Below are 13749 nucleotides of genomic sequence, written 5' to 3'. Positions count from 1 at the left end.
TCCCTTCGGTGTTTCCAACCTTACCAGATCCTTTTCCCGCTGTTTCCGGCGGAATTTGTTTCCAGTGGCCGTTGGAGAGCCTTTTGCCTTTCGGCGTGATACCGACTTTATCAGATTTCTCTGAGTCGATTTCCCCACCTTGTTTCGGTGTTTCCCTACGTATGAGTACGTCGGGTTCCCGATCAGGTGGAGCCGTAAACGTACTGGACGGCCGCGGCCGGAGGCAAATCGAGGCCGGGCGCGGCCGTCCAGAGGGTGAAGGATGGTCAGACCTCGACGACGACCGGCAGGATCATCGGGCGCCGGCGGTAGCTGTCAGAGACCCACTTACCGATGGCGCGGCGTACGAGCTGCTGGAGCTGGTGTGGCTCGCCGACGCCGTCGGCTGCGGCCTTGGCCAGCGATTCCTCGATCTTCGGGGTCACCGCGACAAAGGCGGAATCATCGATACCGGTGCCTCGGCCTTGGATATGCGGGCCACCGACGATCTTTCCGGTGGTGCTGTCCACCACCACGAAGACGGAGATGATGCCCTCGTCTCCAAGGATGCGGCGGTCCTTGAGGGAGGACTCCGTGACGTCACCGACCGAGAGGCCGTCCACGTACACGTAACCCGCCTGCACCTTGCCGACGATCTTGGCGATGCCGTTCACCAGATCGACCACGACGCCGTCCTCGGCGATGACCACCCGGTCCTTGGGAACGCCGGTCAGCGCGCCGAGTTCCGCATTGGCCCGTAGATGGCGCCATTCGCCGTGGACGGGCATGAGGTTGCGCGGCTTGCAGATGTTGTAGAAGTACAGGAGCTCGCCGGCCGAAGCGTGTCCCGAGACGTGCACCTTGGCATTGCCCTTGTGGACGACGTTGGCGCCCCAGCGGGTGAGCCCGTTGATGACCCGGTACACCGCGTTCTCGTTGCCCGGGATCAGGGACGAGGCGAGGATGACCGTGTCGCCCTGGACGATGCGGATCTGGTGGTCGCGGTTGGCCATCCGGGACAGCGCCGCCATCGGCTCGCCCTGTGACCCCGTGCAGACCAGCACGACCTCGTCGTCGGGAAGGTCATCGAGGCTGCGTACGTCCACGACGAGCCCCGGGGGGACGCGTAGGTACCCCAGGTCGCGTGCGATGCCCATGTTGCGAACCATGGAGCGGCCGACGAAGGCGACGCGTCGCCCGTGCTCGTGGGCCGCGTCCAAGATCTGCTGGATGCGGTGTACGTGGCTGGCGAAGCTCGCCACGATGATGCGCTTGTCGGCGTTGCCGAAGACCTGGCGGAGCACTCCGGAAATGTCGCGCTCCGGGGCGACGAAGCCGGGGACCTCAGCGTTGGTGGAGTCCGAGAGCAGCAGGTCGATGCCCTCCTCGCCGAGTTTGGCGAAGGTGCGCAGATCGGTGAGGCGCCCGTCCAGCGGAAGCTGGTCCATCTTGAAGTCGCCGGTGTGCACCACCATGCCCGCGGGAGTGCGGATGGCGACCGCGAGGGCGTCCGGGATGGAGTGGTTGACCGCGACGAACTGGCACTCGAAGGGACCGATCCGCTCCCGGTGCCCCTCGGTGACTTCGAGGGTGTAGGGCCGGATGCGATGCTCCTGAAGCTTCGCCTCGATCAGGGCGAGCGTCAGCTTGGAGCCGATCAGCGGGATATCGGGCTTCTCGCGGAGCAGGAAGGGGACGCCGCCGATGTGGTCCTCGTGGCCGTGCGTGAGCACGATGCCGTCGATGTCGGCGAGGCGATCCCGGATGGACGTGAAGTCCGGCAGGATCAGGTCAACTCCAGGCTGCTCTTCCTCAGGGAAGAGCACTCCGCAGTCAACGATCAGCAGCCGCCCACCGTACTCGAAGACGGTCATGTTGCGGCCGATCTCGCCGAGCCCGCCCAACGGGGTGACCCGCAGGGCGCCCTTGGGAAGCTTCGGCGGCGGGCCGAGTTCTGGATGCGGATGACTCAAAAGACTCTCCTTACCACGCGCGCCACATGTCCTCTGGGGCTCCGCTGGGAGCGCGCAGAGAGGCACGTGGCGCGAGTGTCATTCGTGCACTTGCAAATGGGTTCGTTATTCGGTTGTGAAGTCTGTGGTTAGAGCTGTACCCCGCCGGCGGCAAGATCTCGCTTGAGCTGCTCGGTTTCATCTGCCGACAGCTCTACGAGTGGCAGCCGCAGCGGTCCGGCCGGCAGGCCCTGCAAGGCGAGCGCCGCCTTGGTCGTGATGACGCCCTGGGTGCGGAACATTCCGGTGAAGACGGGGAGCAGTTTTTGGTGGATCTCGGTCGCCTTGGCGACGTCGCCGGTCAGGTGCGCGTCAAGGAGCGCGCGCAGCTCCGGGCTGACCAGGTGCCCGACGACGGACACGAAGCCAACGGCGCCGACCGAAAGCAGCGGCAGATTCAGCATGTCGTCGCCGGAGTACCAGGCGAGCCGCGACCTGGCGATGGCCCAGCTCGCACGCCCCAAGTCGCCCTTGGCGTCCTTGTTGGCGACGATGCGCGGGTGCTCCGCGAGCCGGACGATGGTCTCGGTGCTGATCGGAATTCCGCTACGGCCGGGGATGTCGTAGAGCATGACCGGCAGCTCGGTCGCGTCGGCGATGGCCGCGAAGTGCTGGAGCAAACCCTCTTGCGGGGGCTTGCTGTAGTACGGAGTGACGGCGAGCAGACCGTGGGCGCCGGCCGCGGCAGCGGCGCGGGCCAGTTCGACGCTGTGCCGAGTGTCGTTGGTGCTGGCTCCGGCGACGATGTGCGCACGGTCGCCGACCGCCTCTACGACGGCTCGTACAAGCTCGGCTTTTTCCGCATCGCTGGTGGTCGGGGACTCGCCGGTGGTGCCGTTGATGATCAGCCCATCGTTACCCGCGTCCACCAGGTGGGCGGCGAGCCGCTGGGCGCCGTCGAGGTCGAGCGCGCCGTCAGCCGTGAACGGCGTGACCATGGCGGTCAGCACGCGCCCGAAAGGGGTCTGCGATGTGGAAGTCGGAGCCATGGGCACCACGCTACTCGCAGCGCACCCGTACGTGCGCCCTAGGGGGACCCGCGGCGTCGGCCAAACCGGCACGAAATGCCGCGTCATGGGGCTGTTCGCGAGCACAAAAGGAGTCGCCGCGACGGGAGGCACCGGCACTGCCTGCTCGGGGGTTCAGGCAGTGCCGGGCCCGTTGGTCAGCCTAGGTGCACTTCACGAAACGCCGCAATACGGACAGCGCATCCTGGGGGGTCACGCCACGTCCAGCTACGGGGCGACGCGCCCGTTGGCGTTGAACGCCGCATGGGTGAGCGGCATCAAAGCGGTCCACTGCGCCTCCATCAACTCGCCGACCATCTCGATCTCCCGCTGCGGGAAGGACGGCACGGCCGCCTGCTCGTGCTGCGTACGCAGGCCAAGGAAGTGCATCAGGGAGCGGGCGTTACACGTCGCGTACATCGAGGAGTAGAGGCCGACCGGCAACACCGAGCGGGCCACCTCGCGGGCGACACCGGCATCCAGCATCTCCTGGTACGCCTCGTACGCGTGGACGTACGCGTCCTCCATGACCTTGCCCGTGAGCTCCTGCTGGGCCTGGGTGCCCTCGACGAACCGGTATTTGCCGGGGCGACCCTGCTGTACGAGCTTGCGGGACTCGGCCGGGACGTAAAAGACCGGTTGCAGCTCCCGGTAGCGGCCGGACTCTTCGTTGTACGACCAGCCGACGCGGTGCCGCATGAATTCCCGGAAGACGAAGATCGGGGCGCTGATGAAGAAGGTCATCGAGTTGTGCTCGAAGGGGCTGCCGTGCCGGTCCCGCATCAGGTAATTGATCAAGCCCTTGGAGCGCTCGGGGTCCTTGGTGAGCTCTTCCAAGGACTGTTCGCCCGCCGTGGAGACCCTGGCGGCCCACAGCACATCAGAGTCGGCAGCGCTGTGCTTGACCAGCTCGACGGTCATGTCACTGCGGAAACTCGCCGTGGCGCTCTCTGCGGGGTTGTCGGTCACTGAGGGTCCTTCCACTTGCATCGCTCTGGGCGGCGCCCAGCTTACGGGCCCCCACCGACAGTCCCGACGCACACGTCCTTCAGGAGTCTTGCCCGACAAAACGGACCCTGATGGCGGAGTCTGACGTGATAGTTGATATTTTCTCCTCCAAGTAGCTGAAAACGGGCACGCGTGGAAGCGCTCAGACGTTCCCCGTACAGATGGCCCCGATAGCTCAACATCTGGTGTGCCGGCCCCGAGACCTTGAGGAGAGCGTCCGTATGTTCCGACGGCGAGAGTCCGTGCCGTTCGCCTTTGTCGCGGAGGCCGACCACTTCCGTAGCAATGTGGCGCCACCACCGAAGGAGCCGTCCACACGGGGCCAGATAGCGGGGCGGACGCTGATCGGGCTGACCGTTGCCGCGGGTTTCGTGGGCGCGCTGCTGTTCGGGATGCCCTCGCTGGGTGCGGAGTCGCATTCGACTCATCAGGTTCCGCGCTCGGAGGCGGCCGAGGGGCACTGACGGTAGCCTCACCCCGCACAGCCGAGTGTGCTGGTGAGTGAGGACGCGCCGTGCCTTTGACCTTTCTGACTGCCGACCGCGAGTTCGACGAGGCCGCGGCCGGCTTCTCGCCGCTGCCCCACGAGGGCCAAGACCGTGAGCAGTGGCGCCGTCCGTACCGGCCGGGTCCCTGGCGGGTCGGGCTCGCCGCGGTGCTCCTGCTGCTGGCTTCGTTCGTACTGCTGTCGTCCATGGTCATCGCCATGGCGGGCTCGATGGCGGGCGCCGGGGGGTGCGCTGTCATCGCCGCGATCATGATCGCCATCGCGGTGCGGCTGCTACGGATGGGCGTATGGGTGAGCCAACACGGGCTGCGGCAGATCGGCCTGATGAGCACCGTGACATTGAGCTGGCCGCAGGTCGCGAGCATACGGACCAGGCAACAGCCGGTGAAGCTCCTCGGCCTGCCGCGTACCGTGCAGGGACAGGCTCTGGTCATCACCACGGCGCGGGGCGATGTGCTGCGCACGGTGATCACCGACCACAACAGCGACTTCCTCGGCCGTGGCACGGCCTTTGAGCGGGCGGCCGACGTGATCGAGGCGTGGGCGGCGGAACACGCGTAACGGCGCCGCGGCCCCGTAGCCCTAGCGGGCTGCCTAGTTCCGCGTGCGGGCCCGGCTCAGCTCCGTACCGGCTGCCCATCGTGCAGATTGATGGCGCGCTGCATCGCCTTGCGGGCCCGAGGTGTGTCGCGGGCGTCGTGGTACGCGACTGCCAGCCGGAACCAGGTGCGCCAGTCGTCCGGCGCCGCCTCCGCTTCCGCACGGCGCTCCTCGAAGACCGCGTCCGCCGCGTCGCGGATGATCCGGCCGCCGGGCGTGCGGGCCAGATTGTCGACAGGCAGCGCGCCCTCGGTCTCCAGCTTGCGGGCCAGCCGGTTGGCCGCGCGGGCGAACTTCGTGCTCTGCCACAGGAACCAGGCGCCGATGAACGGCAGCACGAGTACGCCCGCGCCGAACCCGATGGTCAACGCGGTGCCCTGCTGGATCAGCAGCACGCCGCGGCTGCCGACCAGCACGAAGTAGACGACCAGAACCGCCGCGAGGGCGAAGTAAGTGATCTTTGCGCGCACTGTTCTCAGTCCAGATCCAGGAAGTGTTCCAGCCCGAAGGTCAGGCCCGGAGTCGTCACCACGCGCCGCACACCGAGCAGGATGCCCGGCATAAACGAACTGTGGTGGAGGGAGTCGTGTCGGATGGTCAGGGTCTCACCCGCGCCGCCGAGCAGGACCTCCTGGTGGGCGAGCAGCCCACGTAGCCGTACGGAGTGCACCGGAACGCCGTCCACATCGGCGCCCCGTGCCCCGTCCAGGGCGGTGCTGGTCGCGTCCGGCTGCGGGGCGCTGCCCGCCTGCTGTCGCGCCGCAGCGATGAGCTGCGCGGTACGAGTCGCGGTGCCGGACGGGGCATCCGCCTTGTTCGGGTGGTGCAGTTCGATGACCTCGACCGACTCAAAGAAGCGGGCCGCCTGCTGAGCGAACCGCATGGTGAGTACAGCTCCGATGGAGAAGTTCGGCGCGATCAACACGCCGGTACTGGGGGCGGCGTCCAGCCACTCCCCCAGGCGCGCCAGGCGTTCCTCGCTCCAACCAGTGGTCCCGACAACGCCGTGGATACCGTTGCGGACACAGAACTCCAGGTTGCCCAGGACGGCGTCTGGGTGGGTCAGCTCGACGGCGACCTGAGCGCCCGCCTCGGTCAGCGTCTCCAAGCGGTCGCCCCGCCCCAGTGTGGCGACGAGTTCCAGATCATCGGCCGCCTGCACGGCCCGTACCGCCTCGGACCCGATGCGGCCCCCGGCTCCGATCACGGCTACGCGCAGCTTGCTCATCGTCTTTGGCTTTCCTTCGCTCTAGCGGGTGGGACGGGAGGAGTCGGACCGGTGGGACGACACTGCCGGCGTGCCCCGACGGACGGGGCGGGCCGGGGCAATGGTGCTCGGGGCACGGGGCACGGGGCACGGAGCACGGGGCACGGGGCACGGAGCGACCGGCTGCCCGCCCCGTACGGTGCCGCTTGCTGCCGCTTGCCCGGTCTGGACCGTCTGGACACAGCGACAATCATGCCGCCGACCTGATGTCGCGCGGCGACCCCGCCCCACGCGGAGCGGGGTCGTACGGGGCGGGGCCGTGCAGCGTGACCGAACGGACAGGACGGGACACGGCGCGGCGATGCCGTAGCGCTGCAAGGCGGCAGGTCAGCAGGGCGCTCGGTCAGGCGACCGCCTCGTCCAGCCGGCCCACCTGCTTGTCCTTCAGCGGGCCGATGACCGCAAGCGAGGGCCGCTGCCCCAAGACCGTACGGGCGATCTCGCGTACGTCGTCCGCGGTGACGGCCGCAATCTGCCGCAGCATCTCATCGACGGACATCTGGTCGCCCCAGCACAGCTCGCTCTTGCCGATGCGGTTCATCAGCGCGCCGGTGTCCTCCAGGCCCAGCACCGTGGAGCCGGAGAGTTGGCCGATGGCCCGCCGCAGCTCCTCGTCGCTCAGCCCGTTCTCCGCGACCTGGTCGAGCTCGTCGCGGCAGATTTGCAGCACATCGTGCACCTGGCTCGGGCGGCAGCCCGCGTACACCCCGAACAGGCCGCAGTCGGCGAAGCCAGAGGTGTACGAGTACACGCTGTACGCCAGTCCGCGCTTCTCCCGCACCTCCTGGAACAGCCGCGAACTCATGCCGCCGCCGAGCGCCGTGTTCAGCACGCCCAGCGCCCACCGCCGGTCGTCGGTGCGGGCGATGCCGGGCATGCCGAGCACGATGTGCGCCTGCTCGGTCTTGCGGGCCACCAGATCAACGCGGCCAGCGGTGCGGATCGTCCTGCTGCCGCCGCGCGGCGACACCGGCTCCGTGTCCGTCCGCTCCAGTGCCCCGGCCCGATCGAAGGCCGCACGGACCTGGCGTACGACGCGGGCGTGGTCCACGTTGCCCGCGGCGGCGACCACCAGGTGGGTGGGGTCATAGTGCTTGCGGTAGAAGCGCCGAACGCGATCGGCGGTCAGGGCGTTGACCGTGTCCACGGTGCCGAGAACGGGGCGGCCCAGCGGGGTGTCGCCGAACATCGTCTCTGCGAACAAGTCGTGAACGCAGTCGCCGGGATCGTCCTCCGTCATCGCAATCTCTTCGAGGATGACGCCGCGCTCGGATTCCACATCCGCAGGTTCGATCAGCGAGCTGGTCAACATGTCGCAGACCACGTCGATGGCCAACGGCAGGTTGGTGTCGAGCACCCGCGCGTAGTAACAGGTGTACTCCTTGGCCGTGAAGGCGTTCATCTCGCCACCGACCGCGTCGATCGCGGCGGAGATGTCGAGCGCGCTACGCCGCTCAGTGCCCTTGAAGAGCAGGTGCTCCAGGTAGTGGGTGGCGCCACCGAGTGCCGGCGTCTCGTCGCGGGAGCCGACGTGCGCCCAGATGCCGAATGTCGCCGACCGGACGGACGGAAGGGTCTCGGTGACCACGCGCAGCCCCCCGGGGAGGGTGGTGCGGCGGACCGTACCGATGCCGTTCTCACCCTTGAGGAGCGTCTTGGTCGTGGACCGGGTACGGGCGACGGCCCGCCCCTCGTTGGAGGGGCGGGCCGTCGCGCGGTGCGCACGGGACATCACTGGGCGGCTTCGTCCTTCTGGTCGTCGCCTTCCTCGCCCTCGATCACGGGGATCAGGGAGAGCTTGCCGCGCTGGTCGATCTCGGCGATCTCGACCTGGACCTTCGAGCCGACCGCGAGCACGTCCTCGACGTTCTCCACGCGCTTGCCACCGGCGAGCTTGCGGATCTGCGAGATGTGCAGCAGGCCGTCCTTGCCCGGGAGCAGGGACACGAACGCGCCGAAGGTGGTGGTCTTGACGACCGTACCCAGGTAGCGCTCGCCGACCTCCGGCATAGTCGGGTTGGCGATGCCGTTGATCGTGGCGCGGGCGGCCTCGGCGGCCGGGCCGTCGGCGGCACCGATGTAGATGGTGCCGTCGTCCTCGATCGTGATGTCGGCGCCGGTGTCCTCCTGGATCTGGTTGATCATCTTGCCCTTGGGGCCGATGACCTCACCGATCTTGTCCACCGGAATCTTCACCGTGATGATCCGCGGCGCGTTCGGGGACATCTCGTCCGGGACGTCGATGGCCTCGTTCATCACATCGAGGATGTGCAGCCGGGCGTCCCGAGCCTGCTTGAGCGCGGCGGCCAGCACCGAGGCGGGGATGCCGTCGAGCTTGGTGTCGAGCTGAAGCGCGGTGACGAAGGTCTTGGTGCCCGCGACCTTGAAGTCCATGTCACCGAAGGCGTCTTCCGCACCGAGGATGTCGGTGAGGGTGACGTAGTGCGTCTCGCCGTCGATCTCCTGCGAGATCAGACCCATGGCGATGCCGGCGACCGGGGCCTTGAGCGGCACACCGGCGTTCAGCAGCGACATCGTGGAGGCACAGACCGAGCCCATCGAGGTCGAGCCGTTGGAGCTCAGCGCCTCGGAGACCTGGCGGATCGCGTAGGGGAACTCCTCGCGCGTCGGCAGCACCGGCGTCAGCGCACGCTCGGCGAGCGCACCGTGGCCGATCTCGCGGCGCTTGGGCGAACCCACGCGACCGGTCTCACCGGTGGAGTACGGCGGGAAGTTGTAGTTGTGCATGTAGCGCTTGCGCGTCACCGGGGACAGCGTGTCGAGCTGCTGCTCCATGCGGAGCATGTTCAGCGTGGTGACACCCAGGATCTGGGTCTCGCCGCGCTCGAACAGCGCCGAACCGTGCACCCGCGGGATCGCCTCGACCTCGGCGGCCAGCGTACGAATGTCCGTCACGCCACGGCCGTCGATCCGCTTCTTCTCCTTGATCACGCGCTCGCGGACCAAGGTCTTGGTCAGCGAACGGTACGCGGCGGAGATCTCCTTCTCGCGGCCCTCGAAGCGCGGCAGCAGCTTCTCGGCGGCCACCGCCTTCACGCGGTCGAGCTCGCTCTCGCGCTCCTGCTTGCCCGCGATGGTCAGCGCCTTGGTCAGATCGCCGCGCACGGCCTCGGACAGCGCCTCCAGGACGTCGTCCTGGTAGTCGAGGAAGACCGGGAAATCACCGGTCGGCTTCGCCGCCTTGGAGGCCAACTCCGCCTGCGCCCGGCACAGGGCCTTGATGAAGGGCTTGGCAGCCTCAAGACCGGCAGCCACGACCTCCTCGGTGGGGGCCTCGGCGCCGTCCTTGACGAGTTGGATGGTCTTCTCGGTGGCCTCGGCCTCGACCATCATGATCGCGACGTCACCGTCCGCCAGGACCCGACCGGCGACGACCATGTCGAAGACGGCGTTCTCCAGCTCGGTGTGGGTCGGGAAGCCGACCCACTGGCCGTTGATCAGCGCGACTCGGGTGCCGCCGATCGGGCCGGAGAAGGGCAGGCCAGCGAGCTGCGTGGAGCAGGAAGCAGCGTTGATGGCGACCACGTCGTAGAGGTGGTCGGGGTTGAGCGCCATGATCGTCTCAACGATCTGAATCTCGTTCCGCAGGCCCTTCTTGAAGGACGGGCGCAGCGGGCGGTCGATCAGGCGGCAGGTGAGGATCGCGTCCTCGGACGGCCGGCCCTCACGGCGGAAGAAGGAGCCGGGAATCTTGCCGGCTGAGTACATCCGCTCTTCGACATCCACCGTCAGTGGGAAGAAGTCGAGCTGGTCCTTCGGGTTCTTGGAAGCCGTGGTGGCCGACAGCACCATGGTGTCGTCGTCCAGGTAGGCCACCGCGGAACCGGCGGCCTGACGGGCCAACCGGCCCGTCTCGAAGCGGATGGTGCGGGTGCCGAAGCTGCCGTTGTCGATGACGGCCTCGGCGTAGTGGGTCTCGTTCTCCACCAGAAAAAACTCCTCGTCTGCGTCCCTCGTCCGTGTGACGGGGACGGTGGTGGAGGAGCGCTCGGTGCCGCCAGGCTCCGGCGGCCGGGCCGGTCTTCGATCGAAGCTACCGGAATTGCCAGCTCCGGGAGCCACTACCGAGGACCGGCGCCTGCGGCCTCGATTCGGCGGGAAGAGGGCGCTCCCCCTCGTTCGTTATGGCGTTATGGGACCAGACTACAAACCTTCAGCCTTCGCCACGATGGCTGAGACGTCTGTCCAAGGCGCCATGGTGTTGTGCTCCGGCTGCCGCGCGGGCCGGCTGCGGCCTCGTGGCCACCCGGTCTGCGGGGTGTCGGTGTGGGGCGTGTGCTGCCCGCCGCGGCCAGCCGCCCGACCGCGTGGCGAGCGGTGTGGGCTGGGTACAGGCGCGGGGGCGGTAGGGGTGCGCATGCGGTACGGATACGCATATGCGTGCGATGTGCCGTACGGCTGAGGTGCCCGCCCGACGCGTGAGCGGCGGGCGCCAACCGCGTAGCCGGCGTAACCGGCTGAGGCCCAACCGTGCGGACGTATAGCCGTACGGATGTGCGGTCGCGTGGCCGTACGGCAAAGGAGCGGCTCCCATCGTTGGGAACCGCTCCCTCCACGGCGTGTTACTTGGCGCCCGCCGCACCGCGGCGGATGCCGAGGCGCTCGACGAGTGCACGGAAACGCGTGATGTCCTTCTTCGCCAGGTACTGCAGCAGGCGGCGACGCTGGCCGACCAGGAGCAGGAGGCCACGGCGGGAGTGGTGGTCGTGCTTGTGCGTCTTCAGGTGCTCGGTCAAGTCCGAGATGCGACGCGAGAGCATGGCGACCTGAACCTCGGGGGAGCCGGTGTCACCCTCCTTGGTGGCAAACTCGGTCATGATCTGCTTCTTCGTTGCGGCGTCGAGCGACACGCGTACTCCTTAAGGAATCTCTTATTTCGGCCACCGAGTGCCCCCGGTCTCATTCGCGGGAGAGCTTCCATGACTCGGAAAGCGGGGTCCGCTGGGCGCAGTCTCCAGATCCTCCGGAAACGCGTACACACACGGCCGTCACACAGCGTACCAGCCACTCGGGAGAGGGCTGACCGGGGGCTGGGCTGGGGCTGGGCGGGTCAGTGTGGGGGTGGGACGGGGTGGGGTGCAGTCGGGGTGGGGTGGTGTGCGTGGAGTGATGTGGAGTGGTTGCGGGGGTGGCGTGTAGTCGGGGTGGTGGGATGAGCGTATGGAGCGACGGGGCACGGGGCACGGAGCACGGAGCACGGGGCACGGAGCGCTGCACGGAGTTACGGAGCGGCGTCGGGCACGGAGCACGGGGCGGCGTCGGGCACGGAGCGCAGAGCGCTACACGGGGCCGCGCCGGCACGGGGCCATGGGGCACGGAGCGCCCTAACGGGGCTACGGGGCGGCGTCGGCGGGTCCTGCGAAGCCTCCCGCCGCACGAGGCACGAGGCACGGGGCGTACGGAGTGACGGGCACGGCGCCCCCATACGGAGCACGGAGCCCCACCGCATGAGTACGGGGCGCCCACACGACCCACGAGGGGGATGACCACACGAAGCGACGGAGCACGGGGAGCTGGGGCACGGGGCACGGGGCACGAGGCCGCGTGGGCCGTCTCGCCGTGCGGGGCCCGTACGGGGTTGGTCGCGCCAGGCCGCGCCAGCATCAAGTGACACCCGCCGTGTCCATCGGCGCCCGGCCTCGCCAGCCCCGGGCACCCCAGCTCCGTACCCCCGCTCCGTACCCCCGCGCAGATCGCGCGAGACTCGCGCCTCAGCGCCGGCGGCTACCCACTCGTCATGCTCCGTGCCGATGCGTAGACATCGAGTACGGCCAGGCACAGCGGCACCAACGACAGCAGCAGCGCCCCTTCCGCCAGGTCCGAGACGCGGCCCCAGAAGGGCGTCAGCCCCCTCTTCGGGATGATCAGTCCGAGTGCGACGATCAGCGCGACTCCGGCGGCGATGGCGCCTGCGAGCCAGACGGTGCGTACGTCCATGCCGGTTCGGTCGCCGCGCAGCAGCTCCTGTTGGAGATGGTCGGGGGCGTGCAACGCGAGCCCGAGCACCAGCAGGCCGATGGCGCCGACACCGGCCACAAGGACACAGGCGACCTGCGAGGTGTACCGAAAGAGCCTGGCCCGCAGCAGCATCGCCAGGCCAGCAACCAGGGCGAGCACCTGGCCCCATACCGCCTCCGAGAAACCCAGTACCCCCGCCGCCCCGATGACGACCACGCTGCAACCACCGACCAAACCGAGCAGCATCTCGTGACCGCGCCGCGCCTGGGCGGCGATGCGTTCGGCATCGACCGGGTCGGGTGCGGGCGGGTCGTCAGGGTCGGCGTCGAAGTCAATGCTGGTCGCGCTGTACGGCGAGGCGTAGCCGATCGGCAGCCGCGCGAAGCGGGTGGAGAGCCCAGGCAAGAAAGCCAGGGTGCCGATCGCTACGGGCAAACAGACTGCGGCGGCGTCGGTGGCACTCGCGTCGGCGAGGATGGCGCAGAACGTGGCGAGCGTCCCGATGGTCGCGGCGAAGGCGGCGGCGACGAACGGCGCATCTCCGTTGGGTGTGAGCGCCACGAGCACCACAGAGGCCACGAGGACGCAGACGCAACCGAGCAGGAACTGTAGCCGCCCCGGCCCCGCACCGCGGTCCGCCGCGATGATCCCGGAGCCGGCGATCAGTAGGTGCGGCATGGCGCCAAGCCCCAGCGCGACGGCCGACGCGCGATCGTCATACACCCGGGCTCGCACCCCGGCGAGCGCCGTCAGCAGCACCGCGGCCACGCCGGCGACGATGCCGGGCAGGCCGTGCATGGCGTGCCGGTCGGGGTCCGCGTACCAGAGCACGAAGCTCATCAGGACGAGCAGCAGCATTCCGCCGACCAGGCCCGCGCCGCGCAGCATGTCCTCGCGCCACAGGTGCCGATCGCGCGTGACAGCGGTCGCCACGGCATCGGATACGTCATCGAAGACGGTGGGCGGGAGGGAGTCGGCGAACGGGCGCAGGCTGAGCAGTTCACCGTCCAGCACGCGTTGCGCCGCCAGCGTGCGTGCGCCATCGAGGACGGTGCCGTCGCGCCGTAGCAAGTGGTAGCCGGTGGGCGTGCCCGGGGGTTGGGTCTGGCCGGTCAGCCGAAGAATTTCGGGATAGACGTCGGCGACCGCGATGTCGTCGGGCAGAGCGACGTCGATACGACTGTCGGGAGCAACGACGGTGACACGGCTGAAGCCGGTCGTTGCGGTCGAACTCACCAGGGTGCCCCTCTGTTTGGCGCCTGTGTGACGGGTGCGCGCCGGTCACCCTACCTACCTCGGTGTCAGAGCGTGTCAGTAGGATCACGCATACGAGGTGAGAGGTTGGCGCTGCGGGTATTTCGGCCCGAAATTTCCCGAAGTCGTCGCCGC

At 68.4% G+C, this 13749-nt stretch carries 11 protein-coding genes; 2 read left to right on the top strand and 9 right to left on the bottom strand.

The features are described 5' to 3' along the window. Nucleotides 1-266: 266 nt before the first annotated feature. The 3 genes from FHS42_RS34120 to thyX form a co-directional block, all read right to left on the bottom strand. Nucleotides 267-1952, bottom strand: coding sequence for a ribonuclease J (locus tag FHS42_RS34120; RefSeq protein ID WP_184579879.1), 1686 nt, complete (start codon nucleotides 1950-1952; stop codon nucleotides 267-269). A 128-nt stretch (nucleotides 1953-2080) separates the two neighbouring features. After that, entirely contained in the window at nucleotides 2081-2980 is a 900-nt protein-coding gene (dapA, locus tag FHS42_RS34115) for a 4-hydroxy-tetrahydrodipicolinate synthase (RefSeq protein WP_184579877.1), read from the bottom strand. A gap of 246 nt (nucleotides 2981-3226) precedes the next feature. After that, nucleotides 3227-3988 carry an FAD-dependent thymidylate synthase gene (gene thyX, locus FHS42_RS34110; RefSeq protein ID WP_221477140.1) on the bottom strand — a complete coding sequence of 254 codons (762 nt, stop codon included), beginning with the start codon at nucleotides 3986-3988 and terminating at the stop codon, nucleotides 3227-3229. A 239-nt stretch (nucleotides 3989-4227) separates the two neighbouring features. On the opposite strand from thyX, the gene FHS42_RS34105 reads away from it, so the two are divergent. Continuing rightward, the gene (locus tag FHS42_RS34105) at nucleotides 4228-4470 is read left to right on the top strand and encodes a hypothetical protein (RefSeq protein ID WP_184579873.1); all 243 of its coding nucleotides are present in this window, start codon (nucleotides 4228-4230) and stop codon (nucleotides 4468-4470) included. 50 nt (nucleotides 4471-4520) lie between these two features. Continuing rightward, complete coding sequence (locus FHS42_RS34100; protein ID WP_184579871.1) at nucleotides 4521-5075, top strand: SCO5741 family PH domain-containing membrane protein; 555 nt, start codon at nucleotides 4521-4523, stop codon at nucleotides 5073-5075. Nucleotides 5076-5131: 56 nt separating this feature from the next. Here FHS42_RS34100 and FHS42_RS34095 read toward each other — a convergent pair whose 3' ends face one another. The 6 genes from FHS42_RS34095 to eccD all read right to left on the bottom strand — a co-directional run bounded on the left by FHS42_RS34095 (nucleotide 5132) and on the right by eccD (nucleotide 13596). Then, nucleotides 5132-5584 carry a hypothetical protein gene (locus FHS42_RS34095; RefSeq protein WP_184579869.1) on the bottom strand — a complete coding sequence of 151 codons (453 nt, stop codon included), beginning with the start codon at nucleotides 5582-5584 and terminating at the stop codon, nucleotides 5132-5134. A 5-nt stretch (nucleotides 5585-5589) separates the two neighbouring features. After that, on the bottom strand, nucleotides 5590-6342 hold the full coding sequence (gene dapB, locus FHS42_RS34090; protein WP_184579867.1) for a 4-hydroxy-tetrahydrodipicolinate reductase: 753 nt from the start codon (nucleotides 6340-6342) through the stop codon (nucleotides 5590-5592). A gap of 382 nt (nucleotides 6343-6724) precedes the next feature. Next, nucleotides 6725-8113, bottom strand: a complete 1389-nt coding sequence (locus FHS42_RS34085; RefSeq protein WP_221477139.1) for a M16 family metallopeptidase — start codon at nucleotides 8111-8113, stop codon at nucleotides 6725-6727. Beyond that, complete coding sequence (locus FHS42_RS34080) at nucleotides 8113-10329, bottom strand: polyribonucleotide nucleotidyltransferase (RefSeq protein WP_184579863.1); 2217 nt, start codon at nucleotides 10327-10329, stop codon at nucleotides 8113-8115. Before FHS42_RS34080 ends, FHS42_RS34085 begins: the two co-directional genes overlap by 1 nt. A 635-nt stretch (nucleotides 10330-10964) precedes the next feature. Further along, nucleotides 10965-11252 carry a 30S ribosomal protein S15 gene (gene rpsO, locus FHS42_RS34075; protein WP_030991941.1) on the bottom strand — a complete coding sequence of 96 codons (288 nt, stop codon included), beginning with the start codon at nucleotides 11250-11252 and terminating at the stop codon, nucleotides 10965-10967. Between the two features lie 874 nt (nucleotides 11253-12126). Continuing rightward, on the bottom strand, nucleotides 12127-13596 hold the full coding sequence (eccD, locus tag FHS42_RS34070; RefSeq protein ID WP_184579861.1) for a type VII secretion integral membrane protein EccD: 1470 nt from the start codon (nucleotides 13594-13596) through the stop codon (nucleotides 12127-12129). Nucleotides 13597-13749 lie beyond the last annotated feature (153 nt).

Origin of the sequence: Streptomyces zagrosensis, from assembly GCF_014203645.1 — a bacterium.
Lineage (GTDB): Bacteria > Actinomycetota > Actinomycetes > Streptomycetales > Streptomycetaceae > Streptomyces > Streptomyces zagrosensis.
This window is presented reverse-complemented; position numbering and strand designations above follow the sequence as displayed.